General features: G+C 70.2%; 11 protein-coding genes and 2 pseudogenes. 8 read left to right on the forward strand and 5 right to left on the reverse strand.

Going from position 1 to position 12,415, the window contains the following annotated elements:
* Positions 1–193 precede the first annotated feature (193 nt).
* Complete coding sequence (larA, locus tag E1181_RS15425) at positions 194–1,477, forward strand: nickel-dependent lactate racemase (RefSeq protein ID WP_132675365.1); 1,284 nt, start codon at positions 194–196, stop codon at positions 1,475–1,477.
* A 5-nt stretch (positions 1,478–1,482) separates the two neighbouring features.
* Here the strand turns inward: larA and E1181_RS15430 are convergent, their stop codons facing one another.
* A complete protein-coding gene (locus E1181_RS15430; protein ID WP_235876795.1) occupies positions 1,483–2,640 on the reverse strand; it encodes an acyl-CoA dehydrogenase family protein in 1,158 nt (385 codons plus the stop codon).
* Positions 2,641–3,042: 402 nt separating this feature from the next.
* On the opposite strand from E1181_RS15430, the gene ykgO reads away from it, so the two are divergent.
* Complete coding sequence (gene ykgO / locus E1181_RS15435) at positions 3,043–3,165, forward strand: type B 50S ribosomal protein L36 (protein WP_093416249.1); 123 nt, start codon at positions 3,043–3,045, stop codon at positions 3,163–3,165.
* 13 nt (positions 3,166–3,178) lie between these two features.
* Positions 3,179–3,982, forward strand: coding sequence for a class I SAM-dependent methyltransferase (locus tag E1181_RS15440; protein WP_132675366.1), 804 nt, complete (start codon positions 3,179–3,181; stop codon positions 3,980–3,982).
* A gap of 78 nt (positions 3,983–4,060) precedes the next feature.
* On the opposite strand, the pseudogene E1181_RS32895 reads toward E1181_RS15440, so the two are convergent.
* The 4 genes and pseudogenes from E1181_RS32895 to E1181_RS32905 all read right to left on the reverse strand — a co-directional run.
* Positions 4,061–4,705 (reverse strand): annotated as a pseudogene (locus E1181_RS32895) (alpha/beta hydrolase); the annotation flags it as partial.
* 36 nt (positions 4,706–4,741) lie between these two features.
* Positions 4,742–4,870 (reverse strand): hypothetical protein, encoded by a 129-nt coding sequence (locus tag E1181_RS32575; RefSeq protein WP_268952466.1) that lies wholly within the window; start codon positions 4,868–4,870, stop codon positions 4,742–4,744.
* 160 nt (positions 4,871–5,030) lie between these two features.
* Positions 5,031–5,267 (reverse strand): helix-turn-helix domain-containing protein, encoded by a 237-nt coding sequence (locus E1181_RS32900; RefSeq protein ID WP_408009946.1) that lies wholly within the window; start codon positions 5,265–5,267, stop codon positions 5,031–5,033.
* 299 nt (positions 5,268–5,566) lie between these two features.
* Positions 5,567–6,100: pseudogene (locus tag E1181_RS32905) on the reverse strand (AraC-like ligand-binding domain-containing protein); the annotation flags it as partial.
* Positions 6,101–6,277: 177 nt separating this feature from the next.
* On the opposite strand from E1181_RS32905, the gene E1181_RS15455 reads away from it, so the two are divergent.
* The 5 genes from E1181_RS15455 to E1181_RS15475 all read left to right on the forward strand — a co-directional run bounded on the left by E1181_RS15455 (position 6,278) and on the right by E1181_RS15475 (position 12,414).
* Entirely contained in the window at positions 6,278–7,069 is a 792-nt protein-coding gene (locus E1181_RS15455; protein ID WP_132675370.1) for an enoyl-CoA hydratase/isomerase family protein, read from the forward strand.
* 63 nt (positions 7,070–7,132) lie between these two features.
* On the forward strand, positions 7,133–8,389 hold the full coding sequence (locus E1181_RS15460; RefSeq protein ID WP_132675372.1) for an acyl-CoA dehydrogenase family protein: 1,257 nt from the start codon (positions 7,133–7,135) through the stop codon (positions 8,387–8,389).
* Positions 8,386–9,738 (forward strand): phosphotransferase family protein, encoded by a 1,353-nt coding sequence (locus E1181_RS15465; RefSeq protein ID WP_132675374.1) that lies wholly within the window; start codon positions 8,386–8,388, stop codon positions 9,736–9,738. The genes E1181_RS15460 and E1181_RS15465 overlap by 4 nt, the downstream gene beginning before the upstream one ends.
* Positions 9,731–11,386, forward strand: coding sequence for a class I adenylate-forming enzyme family protein (locus E1181_RS15470; RefSeq protein ID WP_132675376.1), 1,656 nt, complete (start codon positions 9,731–9,733; stop codon positions 11,384–11,386). Before E1181_RS15465 ends, E1181_RS15470 begins: the two co-directional genes overlap by 8 nt.
* 5 nt (positions 11,387–11,391) lie before the next feature.
* A complete protein-coding gene (locus tag E1181_RS15475; RefSeq protein WP_235876797.1) occupies positions 11,392–12,414 on the forward strand; it encodes a phosphotransferase family protein in 1,023 nt (340 codons plus the stop codon).
* The last annotated feature ends 1 nt before the right edge of the window (position 12,415 follow it).

A 12,415-nucleotide genomic window follows, 5' to 3' on the forward strand; every position in this document is an offset into this window, starting at 1 on the left:
GCTCTTATCCGGTGGTTCAGGTGTAAAAGCGGAACAAGATGATCCGGATCTTCGACGAACTGGATTCGAATGCTCCGAATGGGTGGAGAACTCGGCGTTGACCGCGGAGGAGCGGCCCGAGGGGGCCGGGCTCCCCGCTGCGACGTTCGCTGCGTCAGGATCGGGGGAGACCCGAGTGGACCTGGAGCGATGAATGCCGGAGACGTTGTCCGTTGAGCTGGCCTACGGCAGGACGGGGCTCACCGTCGAGCTGCCGTCCGAGCGCACGACCGTGGTCGCGCCCGCCCATCCGCCGGTGGCACCCGACGCGGCGGCGGCGCTGCGCCGAGCGCTCGCCGAACCGGTCGCCGGTCCGCCGCTGCGGGAGCGGGTGCGGGCCGGGCAGCGGATCGCGGTGTCGCTCTGCGACGCGACCCGGCCGCAGCCCCGCGAGGCGATGGTGCGCGCCCTGCTGGCCGAGCTGGAGGGCATCGCGGCTCGGGAGGACTTCACGCTGCTCGTGGCCACCGGGACGCACCGCGGCAACACCGATTCCGAGCTGCGGGCGATGCTCGGCGACGAGCTCGTCGACACCATGCGCATTATCAACCACGACTGCCGGGACCCCGAAGTGCTCTGCGCGATGGGTACTTTCGGCGACGGCGTGCCCGTGTCGCTCAACCGGCACTGGGTGGAGGCCGACGTCCGGATCACCACCGGCTTCGTCGAACCGCACTTCTTCGCCGGCTTCAGCGGGGGCCCCAAGCTCGTCGCCCCGGGCCTGGCCGGACTGGACACCGTGCTCACGCTGCACGACGCGGCGCGCATCGCCAGCCCGCAGGCGACCTGGGCGGTCTGCGAGGGCAACCCGGTTCACGACGACGTCCGCGCCATCGCTGCGGGCACCGGCGTGGATTTCGCCTTCGACGTGGTCCTCAACCGCGAGCAGCGGATCGTCGAGGCCTTCGGCGGCGACCTGCTCCCGATGCACGCCGCCGCCCGAGAGGTGGTGCGCGAGCTGTCGATGCGGCCGGTTCCGCAGCGCTACGACGTCGTGGTCACCACCAACTCCGGGTATCCGCTCGATCAGAACGTCTACCAGGCGGTCAAGGGCATGACCGCCGCCGCGACCGTCGTCAAGCCGGACGGGCTGATCATCTGCGCCGCCGAGTGCAGCGACGGCTTCCCCGATCACGGTTCGTTCCGCGAAGTCCTGGCGTCCGAACCCACGCCAGAAGCGCTGCTGCGCACCATCTCCGGGAGGGCCGAGACCGTCCCGGACCAGTGGCAGGTGCAGATCCTCGCCCGCGTGCTCGCCACCGCCCGCGTCGGCGTGCACACCACCAACCTCACCGACGCGCAGCTCCGCACGGCCCACCTCTACCGGGTCGACGACATCGCCACCGCAGTCGCCGAGGAACTCGCCGCGAAGGGCCCGCAGGGCCGCGTCTGCGTCCTCCCCGAAGGTCCGCAAACGATCCCGTACGTCGAGGGCTGATCCCGTCAGATCATGTCGGTGATGTTCGGCTCGACGCCCAGCAGCGCGCGGCCGAAGACCTCCGCGCACGACGCCGGATTGGCCACGGCGTGCCGGGACGCGGTGTGGATGTCGCGCACGAGGGCCTGCAGCGGGCTCGTCTCGGCGAACGCCGCGGCGCCGTGCGCGGTGACGAGCTCGTCGACCGCCTGCCGGCACAGCTGCGCGGCGTGCCCGGTGTGCTGGCGAATCCTGGCCCGGGTGAGGTCGTCGGGGAAGGTTCCGTCGTCGGCGTGGCCGTCGACGACGGAAGCGGAGTTCTCCGCGATCAGCCGGGCCAGGTCGAGCTTCATCGACGCGTCGGCGACGGCCAGCTGGAACGCCGTGGAGTCGCGCTGGCGCTCGTAGTGGGTGAACGCGATGCCCTTGCTGTCGGCACCCGCCACGACGTGGTCCAGCGCGGCGGAGGCCATCCCGAGGTAGGGCGCGATCATGTAGGTGGCCAGCGTGGACATCAGCGCCGAGCGGTAGCGCGACTCCGACGGGCGTCCCGCCGGGTACCGGCCGCGGATGGCGGAGGTGAAGCGCAGGACCCGGTGCTCGGGGACGAACAGGTCGCTCCCGACGAGCAGGTTGCTGCCGGTCGCGCGCATGCCGGTGGTGAACCAGGTGTCCTCGACGGCCAGTTCCGCCATCGGGACCAGCGCGAGGGACGCTTCGCCGTCGACGCCGGGGAACCCGATCATCGCCCACTGCGAGTGCAGGCATCCGGAGGCCGGGCCCCAGCGCCCGGTCAGCAGCCAGCCGCCGTCGACCGCCCGCGCCGTGGACTTCGGTGCGAGCACGGTGCACACGCGGGTGTCGGGACCGTCGGCGTAGACCTCCTCCTGCGCGAGCGGCGGGAACATCCCGCTGAGGAACGCGCCGGAACCGAGGATCATCACCACCCATCCGGCGGAGGGGTCGGCCTTCGCGACCTCGCAGGTCGCGTCGATGGCGGTGCGCAGCGAGCACTCCCCGCCGCCGAAGCGCGCGGGCACCAGCGCACGCATCACTCCGGTGCTGACCAGGCAGGAGACCGTCTCGTCGCTGAGCCTGCGCTGCCGATCGTTGCTCTCGCGGTTGCCCTCGAGCAGCGGGCGGGATTCGGTGACGAGACGCAGGGCGTCCGTGGGTGCGGTCACGTGGTCTCCTCCGCGTGCGGCGCCGTCATGAGGTCCGAGGACGCGCTCGAACGCCGAGGCGCACCCGCTCCAGCACACCGCAGATGCTACCGCCGCAGGCGACCGAAGGTGATCGAGAAAACCCGCAGCCACCCGCCCCCGTTCGACGCGAGGGCTCGCCAGCGGCGGGTTCTGGTCCGAACCGCCCATGATCCATGCCGGTTTCCCCCCGGACAGCTCGGACCCAAAACCGCCCTCACCGAGTCCCCCGACGGCGATCCGGCACCCGATTTCAGTGGAAATCCGGGATCCGATTTCCACTGAAGTCCGGTACCCGAGTTCCGTGGAAAATCCAGAGGATGACAATGGTTGTCATTTTCGTTAGGGTGGAGCCCGTCGCCCGAGAGGAAAGGTCGTGGAACGGTGAAGGTGCGCAAGTCGTTGAGGTCGTTGAAGCAGAAGCCCGGGGCTCAGGTGATCCGCCGGCACGGCAAGACCTTCGTGATCAACAAGAAGAACCCGCGCTACAAGGCCCGCCAGGGCTGAAGGAGGTACGGCCATGGGGCGGGGCGAGGTCGGCACTCGGGACGCGTTCGACGCCGCTGCGGCGGATTTCGCCGCTCTCGGCCGTCACCTCTGGGAGCCGGTGGGTGCGGACGCGGTGTCGGTCGCCGACCCGCAGCCGGGCGAGCGGGTCCTCGACGCCTGCTGCGGGACTGGCGCCTCCGCGATCCCGTCGGCCCGCCAGGTCGGTCCCGGAGGGCTCGTCGATGCCGTCGACGTCTCCGGTCCGATGATCGCCGAGCTGCGCGAACGGGCCGCCGAGCTGTCACAGCTGAAGGCCCACGAAACCGACGTCACCAGCTGGGGCGGCGCGGGATACGACCTCGTCCAGTCGGCGCTGGGCATCTTCTTCTTCCTGGACATGGAAGCCGGCACCAGGCACCTCATCAGCACGGCCAGGTCGGGGGGTCGGGTCGCGTTCACGATCTGGCGTCGCGGCGCGATGGTCCCGGCGGGAAGGCAGCTGGCCCTCGCCGTCGCGGAGGCGACCGGTACCGAGCCGCCCGGCGAGCGGCCGAAGCGCCCAGGCGACCGCATCAACCAGCCGGACACGTTCGCCACCTGGCTGAACGACCTCGGCCTGTCCGAAGTGGACGTCACCGTCCACGAGCGCGCCCTGCCGATGACACCCGAGATCGCCTGGCTGCTCGTCCTCGGCTCCGGCTACCGTGGCGTCCTCGGCGACCTCGATCCGGATCAGGTCGCCCGAGTCCGGGACCGCTACCTCGCCCGCCTCGACGAGGTGGGCCTGACCGAGCTCGACACCACCACCCTCGTCGGCACGGGCACCACCCGCTAGTCGCAGCACATCGCGAACCGCCCGAACCACGGCATCAGCCCTGCTCCAGGCCATGTCCGAGTGCCCAGCATCGTCGAACCGGCGAACCTCACCCCTGGTCATCGCAGCGGCGAGATCGCGGTAGAGGCGGTGCTTGACCCGACCGGACTCGGCGGCTGGTTCGCGCGCTTCGGGTGGCGTCAGCTCGTCGGCCACCGGATCGGGCCCCATCGCGGACAGGAAGATCGTCGGCACGTCCGGATCGGGTCCTGCCTGGCGGACCTCGTCAAACACGAGCGGCAGGTTCATCGGCTCCAGCAGGGAGTTCCGGTACCCGTCGCGACTGAAGCCGCGGTCCAGCAGCGGTTCCCGGATCTCGGCGGGCCAGTCCGCGAGCGCTCGGCCGAACGCGTTCCGGTACCGGGCGCGCATCGGATCCAGCTGCTCGTCCGGAGGGAGGTCGTCGGCGCTCAGGGTGTTGAGCCGCTGCGCATCGGCCTCCGGCAGGCGGTCGACGATGTCCTCGTGAGTCGGGTCGAGCAGCACCAGCCCGGCGACGTCCTCGGGGAAGCGCTTCGCGTGCACACGCGCGTAGAGCCCGCCGAGTGAATGCCCGACCAGCACGAACGGCCCGGGAACACCGGCGACGTGCAGCAGTTCGCGCAGGTCATCGCTCACCTGCGAACCACTGCGCGGCAGCTCGACGGCCTCGCTCCACCCCAAGCCGAGCCGGTCGTAGCTCACGGCCGTGCCGACCTCGGCGACCAGCTCGTGCGCCTTCTAGCAGGACAGCCCGGACATCCCGCCCCCGGCCAGGAACACCACGCTCGGACCGTCCCCGGACCGGTGCGCCAGCACCTTCCCGCCGGAAACGCCGAACAACCTCCCCAGCGGCGTCACGCAGCTCACGCCCCCAGACTATCCAGCGCGTCGGCCCCAGCGTCCTCGATTTCGGGACGGCTGGGTCGCGATGTGACCCCGACCCAGCCGCCTCCCCCCAAGGTGCGATGCCGAGTGCCGGCATCGGGCAACAGTGCCGCATTCAGAGTGCGGGATGGCGGGGCTGCCGTCATTGGCCGTTCGCGCCGGGGGCTTGGTCGTTCGCGACTGCTCGCCAGGCTTGCTCGCGGTAAGTGCCAGGCGGGACGCCGTACCGCTCGCGGAACCTCCGGTTGAAGTGCGATTCGTCGCGAAAACCCCAATGCTGAGCGATGGCTGAGACGGGTCTGGTGCGCTGAGTGGGGTCGAGCAGGTCCCTCCGGCAGCGTTCGAGGCGTCGACTCCGGATGTGGTCGACGACGGACATGTCCTCGCGCTGGAACAAGCGTTGCAGCGTGCGCGGTGCGACGTTGTACGCCTCGGCGATGGTCCGAGTGGTGAGAGCGGGATCCGCGAGGTGCTCATCGATGAACACGGTCGGGATGAACTCGTCGGCCAGCCAGGACTGCTCGACCTTCGAACGCTCCAGAAAAGCACGTTCTCGCGGGTTTCGGGTGCGACGGATGAGAGGGATTCGAGCTGGTGGGCCAATCCGAAGGTGAGCAGCTCCGCGATGACCGAGGTCAGGTGGGTGACCAGGTCGATGTTCCCGGCCAGGTGCTGCGTGTTCAGCTCGACCATGGCCGTCGCGGCGAGCGGGTTCATCGGGTTCTGGCAGGACAAGCGCGCCTTGGTGACGGTATCGCGGGGTCCGCGCAGGTCGAGCATCTGTCGCGGGAGCATCAGGTTGACCACCCGGGTGATCCCCTCGCCTTGTTGGCTGGCGGGCACCGGGTAGCCGACCGACGCGTGGAAGGGTCTATGGGGGTCGAAGACGACCACCTCACCAGGGCCGATCTGGACTTCCTCCGCGCCCTCGGAGATGAGGCTCGTCCCGGCCAGGTGCATCTGCACTTGGTAGAGGTCGGGGTCGGATTCGCGGATCATCCTCGGGGTCCGGTCGACCTTGGTCGGGAAGGCGCTCAGCCGAGCCACCGATCCGCACGGCAGGTCGGTTCGAACGACCTCACCCCAGTGGTTCTCCTGCGGTCGTTCCTGGTGGAGGCGCAACGGGACCACCGTTTCCCGGACGATCTGGCGCAGGAAGTCGTGCCGGTCTCGCGGGTCCGGCACCTCATCGGTACGTAATGTCACGGTCATCGCGTCTCCGAGGCGAGCGACTGCGTCGACCCCTGATCGTCCCACGAGACGGCGTCTCAAGGGCTTGAACGCTCGTTGTCGTCGGCGGGGAAATGTGCCGTTGTGGTTGGTTACGTTTTGGGGTTCCGGGTGTTAACTTAGCGATCGATAAGTGCATCGGAGTTCGGCGGAGGGTGTGTGAGCACAGTGGACAGTGACACCGTTCTGGCGGAGCAGCGTGGGCCCGTGCTGACGCTGACGCTGAACCGGCCGCAGCGCAAGAACGCCATCGACCCGCCGACCTGGGGTGTGCTCCACGAGGGGCTGCGCCGCGCGGAGCTGGACGACGCAGTGCGGGCCGTGGTGCTGACCGGGGCCGGTGGGGACTTCTGCGCCGGTGCCGACCTCTCCGCCGACCGGGGCGGGCATCCGCTCAGCCGCATGCACAGGATCAACGACGTGGCGCTGACGCTGCACGAGCTGTCCAAGCCGGTGATCGCCAAGGTGCGCGGGGTCGCTGTGGGGGCGGGCTGGAACCTGGCGCTGGGCTGCGACCTGGTGGTCTCGGCCCCGGACGCCAGGTACTCGCAGATCTTCGCCAAGCGCGGCCTGTCGCTGGACTTCGGCGGCTCCTGGCTGCTGCCTCGCCTGGTCGGTGTGCAGCAGGCCAAGCGGCTGGCGCTGCTCGGCGAGATCATCGGCGCCGAGGAGGCCCGCGAGCTCGGACTGGTCACCTGGGTGAAGGGCGACGACGAGCTGGACGGCTTCGTCGATGAGCTCGCCGACCGGCTCGCCGGTGGGGCCTCGGTGGCGATCTCGCAGAGCAAGACGATGCTCAACGCCGCAGGTCAGCAGACGTTCCGCGAGGCGCTGGAATCCGAGGCGCGAGCCCAGTCGATCAACTTCGCGACCGCCGACGCGCCCGCGGCGTTCCGGGCGTTCAAGAACAAGGCCGAGCCGGAGTTCACCGGCGAGTGGTTGGTCGACTGACGCCCTCTTGTGCCAGCCGGGACGTGTGCTTAAGGTCACTGAACGGGCGCTAAGGAGGCTTGCATGGACTTCTCGATGCCCGTCGAGCTCGTCGCCCTGCTCGGTGAGCTCGACCAGTTCATCGAGTCCGAGATCGTCCCGCTCCAGCAGCAGGACGACAACGAGCGCTTCTTCGACCACCGGCGGGAGTACGCCCGCACCGATTTCGAGGCAGGTGGCACGCCCCGCCCCGAGTGGGAAGCGCTGCTGCGCGAGATGTCCCGGCGCGCCGACGCGGCCGGCTGGCTGCGCTACGGGCTGCCGGAGGAGGTCGGCGGCGGTGGCGGCGGCAACTTCGAGATGGCCGTGATCCGCGAGCACCTGGCGGCGAGAGGTCTTGGTCTGCACAACGATCTGCAGAACGAGGCCTCGGTCGTCGGCAACTTCCCCGTCGTGCACATGATGCTGGAGTTCGGGACCGCAGCGCAGCGGCAGGAGTTCCTGCAGCCGATGCTCACCGGCGAGGCCCGGCTCGGCTTCGGTCTCACCGAACCCGACCACGGCAGCGACGCCACCTGGTTGGAAACCACTGCGGTCCGCGACGGCGACGACTGGATCATCAACGGCGGCAAGCGCTTCAACTCAGGCATGCACTCCGCCACCCACGACGTGATCTTCGCGCGCACCTCCGGTGAACCGGGCGATGCCCGGGGCATCACCGCGTTCGTCGTGCCCACCAGCGCGCCGGGGTTCTCGGTGGACTTCCATTGGTGGACCTTCAACATGCCCACCGACCACGCCGAGGTGTCGCTGCGCGACGTGCGGGTGCCCGCCTCGGCGATGTTCGGCGAGGAGGGCAGGGGGCTGGAACTGGCGCAGTGCTTCGTGCACGAGAACCGCATCCGCCAGGCCGCTTCGGGTGTCGGGGCCGCGCAGTTCTGCATCGACCGCAGCGTCGCCTACGCCCGGGAGCGCGTCACCTTCGGCCAGCCGCTGGCCCGCAGGCAGGCCATCCAGTGGCCGCTCGTGGAGTTGCAGACCGAGGCCGAGATGGTGCGCGGGCTGGTGCGCAAGACCGCCTGGGAGATGGACCGGCGGCCGAACTTCGAGATCAGCGACAAGGTCTCCATGTGCAACTACCGGGCGAACCGGCTGGTGTGCGACGCGGCGGATCGCGCGATCCAGGTGCACGGCGGGCTCGGCTACACCCGGCACGTACCGTTCGAGCACATCTACCGCCACCACCGCCGCTACCGGATCACCGAGGGCGCCGAAGAGGTGCAGATGCGCAAGGTCGCGGGCTACCTGTTCGGTTTCGCCGGTCCGGGAAAGCGCGCATGAGCGCTGCGGAACTCGGCGAGCGACTGGCCCAGCGGCTGAGCGAGGTCCGAGGTCACCCGGTGAGGGTGGCGCGGTTGGAGCGGGCCAGCGGAGGGGCGAGCCGGGAGACGTGGTTCGTCGAGCTCGACACCGGCCGCCTGGTGCTGCGACGAGATCCGCCCGGCCTGGCCCGTCCCGACGGCATGGCCCGGGAGGCGGTGGCGCTCGAAGCCGCTGATCGGGCCGGGGTTCCGGTGCCGCACGTGGTCGACCACGGCGTCGACGAGACGGTGCTGGGCTCGCCGTACGTGCTCACCGAGCACGTCGACGGCGAGACGATTCCCCGGCGACTGCTGCGGGAGGACGCCTACGCCGCCGCGCGCGCCGGGCTGGCCCGCGAGCTCGGCAGGGCCGCCGCCCGCATCCACCTGATCCCGGTGCCGGAGGGCTTCCCGGAGCACGACCCGCTGGAACAGCTCATCGCCGACCACGACGCCCTCGGCGATCCGATCCCGGCCGTGGAGGTCGCCTTCCGCTGGTTGCGGGAGAACCGGCCGACCGGGTTGCGAAGGTCCCTGGTGCACGGGGACTTCCGCAACGGCAACCTCATCGTGGACGAGACCGGACTGCGCGCGGTGCTGGACTGGGAGCTCGTGCACGTCGGGGACCCGATGGAGGACCTGGGCTGGTTGTGCACGAACGCCTGGCGCTTCGGATCATCCCTGCCGGTGGGCGGTTTCGGCTCGATGGACGACCTGTTCGACGGTTACGCCGAGGTCGCGGGCACGCGGCCGGACCCGGACGTCGTGCACTGGTGGGAGGTCTACGGCACGGCCAGGTGGGGCGTGATCTGCCGGGCCCAAGCCGAACAGCACCTCAGCGGCGCGCACCCGTCGATGGAGCTCGCCGCGATCGGCCGCAGGGTCTGCGAGCAGGAGCACGACCTGCTCACCGAGCTGGGAATCCCGGAATCACCCGCCGAACCGCAGGTGGAGTCCGAGCCCGCGGACCTGCACGGGCGGCCGACCGCGGCTGAGCTCGTCGCTGCGACGCGGGAGTTCCTGCGCGACGAGGTGCTCACCGCGTTCGACGGCAGGATGCGGTTCCAATCGCTGGTGGCCGTCAACGTCCTGTCCACTGTGGAACGCGAGCTGCGTTTCGGCGCCGAGCAGCGGCGACGGCACCGCGAGCGGCTGGCCGAACTGGGATTCGCTGATCGCACCGCGCTGGCAGCCGCGCTTCGGGCCGGCGAGGCCGACGCGTGGGACGAGGACGTCGCCGCGCTGCTGTGGTCGCAAGTGCGGGACCGGCTCGCGGTCGCCAATCCGAAGCACGCCAAGGGAACGACCAGGGGAGGCAACGGTGCCTGACGAGCTGCGCGAGAGCCTGCTGGACGAACTCATCGGACCCGGCGGCGACTTCGAGATGACCGACGCCGTGGTGCGCGGAACACCCATGCGCGTCTACGCCAAACCGCTGCGCACGCTGCGAGATGCCGCCCTGCTCAGCGCCTTCCACGGCGACAACGACTTCCTCATCTACGAGGACCACCGCTGCACCTTCACCGAGCACCAGCGGCTCGTCGCGGGACTGGCCCGAGCCTTGCGCGAGGAGTACGGGCTGACCAGCGGAGACCGCGTCGCCATCGCGATGCGCAACTTCCCGGAGTGGGTGCCGATCTTCTGGGCCGTCCAGGTCGCGGGGCTCGTCGCCGTCCCGCTCAACGCCTGGTGGTCGCGCGACGAGCTGCGCTACGGCATGACCGACAGCGGCGCGAAGCTCGTGTTCGCCGACCCCGAGCGCACTGCGCTGCTCGACCGCGACGTCCCGGTCGTCGAGGTGCGCGGCGGCGAACCGGGACCGGGCGTGCGCCCGTGGGCGGACCTGATCGCCGGGTTCCCGGACGACGTGCAGCCGCCCGCGGTCGTCATCGAACCCGACGACGACTCCACGATCCTCTACACCTCGGGCACCACGGGACGCCCCAAGGGCGCGGTCGCCACGCACCGCAACCACGTCACGAACCTGCTCAACACCGTCGTCACCCGCAAGGTCGGTTCCGCCATCACCAACGGCGGCACCTTCCCCGAACCCGATGCGAACAACCCGCAGCCCGGGGCGCTGCTGACGTTCCCGATGTTCCACATCGCCGGCATCACCGTGCTGTGCTTCGCGACCCTCGCGGGAGCGAAGTTGGCGACGATGTACCGCTGGGATCGGGCGCAGGCCGAGAAGCTCATCCGCGACAACGATCTGACCAGCGCCGCCGGTGTTCCCACGGTGATGCGGGACCTGGTCGAGAACAGCGAGTCGGTCCGCGGCCTGGAGGGCGTCACGATGGGCGGCGCTCCGATCCCGCCCGACCTCGTGCAGCGCATCGGCGGGCTCGGCAGCAGCGCCAGCAGCGGGTACGGGCTGACCGAGACGACCTCCACGGTCGTCGGCAACTCCGGCGAGGACTACCAGGACCACCCCGACAGCGTCGGAAAACCCATGCCGGGCGTGGAGATCCGAGTCGTCGACCCGGCGACCGGCGACGACCTCGCGGACGGCGGAATCGGCGAGCTGTGGTTCCGGGGTCCCAGCGTCGTGCGCGGCTACTGGAACCTGCCCGAGGCCACCGCGGAGTCCTTCACCGACGGCTGGTTCCACACCGGTGACCTCGGCTACGTCGACGACGGCTGGGTGTACGTGGTGGACCGGCTCAAGGACGTGGTGATCCGGGGCGGCGAGAACGTCTACTGCGCCGAGGTCGAAGCCGCGTTGCACGACCACCCGGCGGTCGCCGACGTCGCCGTCATCGGGCTGCCGCACGCCACCCTGGGCGAGGAGGTCGCCGCCGTGGTGAACCTCAAAACCGTTGTGGACGTGGAAGAACTGCGATCGCACGTCCGAGAACGGCTGGCCGGTTTCAAGGTGCCGGCGCACGTGGTGGTGCAGGAGGACCCGCTGCCGCGCACGCCGACGGGCAAGGTCCTCAAGCGTCGGCTCCGAGAGCAGATCGTCCAGCAGGGGTGAGCGCGGTGGAGCTGCCAGGCATCGAACACGACGCGGTCACCCGCTGGCTGGCCGAGCGCGGCGTGCCCGCACCGGTGGAGTTCTCGCTGGTCTCGGGCGGGAGGTCCAACCTCACCTACCGGGTCACCGGCGCCGACGGCGTGGTGCGCGCCCTGCGCAGGCCGCCGACCGGGGGAGTGCTGAGCACCGCCCACGACATGAGCCGCGAGTGGCGCTTCATCTCCGCGCTGCACGGCACCGGCGTCCCCGTCCCGGCACCGCTCGCGTACTGCGAGGACACCGAGGTCACCGGCGCCGCGTTCTACGTGATGGACTTCGTCGACGGCACCGTCCTCGCCGACCGCTCCTCGGTCGCCCCGATGGCGCTCCCGGCTCGGAACCGGGCGGGGATGGCGACCGTGGAGTGCATGGCCGCGCTGCACAACCTCGACCCGGACGCCGTCGGGCTCGGCGACGCGGCCCGCCGCGACGGCTACCTGCAACGTCAGCTGCGGCGCTGGCAGAAGCAGGTCCACGCCTCAGGCGCCCCGGACCTCAGTCTGCTCGACCAGGTGCACGACGCGCTCGTCGCGAACGCGCCCGAGCAGACCACCGGCATCGTGCACGGCGACTTCCGCCCCGGGAACCTCTCCTACGGCCTCGACGGCGAGGTCCTCGCGGTCCTCGACTGGGAACTGGCCACCCTGGGCGAACCGCTGGCCGACCTCGGCTGGCTCATCGCGACCTGGGAAGAACCCGGCGACGACCTCCCCGCCGTCACCCCCAGCCCCACGGCCGAGGACGGCTTCCCGACCCGCGAAGACCTCATCGCCCGCTACGCCGAGCTCACCCGCCGAGACCTCTCCGACCTCCCGTTCTACGTCGCCTTCCAACGCTGGCGCTCCTGCTGCATCACGGCAGGAGTCCGAGCCCGCTACCAGGCCGGCCACATGGGCGACGACGGCTACGACGCCACCTCCAGAGCCGACACCGAACAACGCCAAGCCCACCTCGCCTGGCAAGCCGTCGAGGACCTCGGCCTGGTCTAGT

It is taken from the genome of Saccharopolyspora terrae (genome assembly GCF_004348435.1).
Lineage (GTDB): Bacteria > Actinomycetota > Actinomycetes > Mycobacteriales > Pseudonocardiaceae > Saccharopolyspora > Saccharopolyspora endophytica.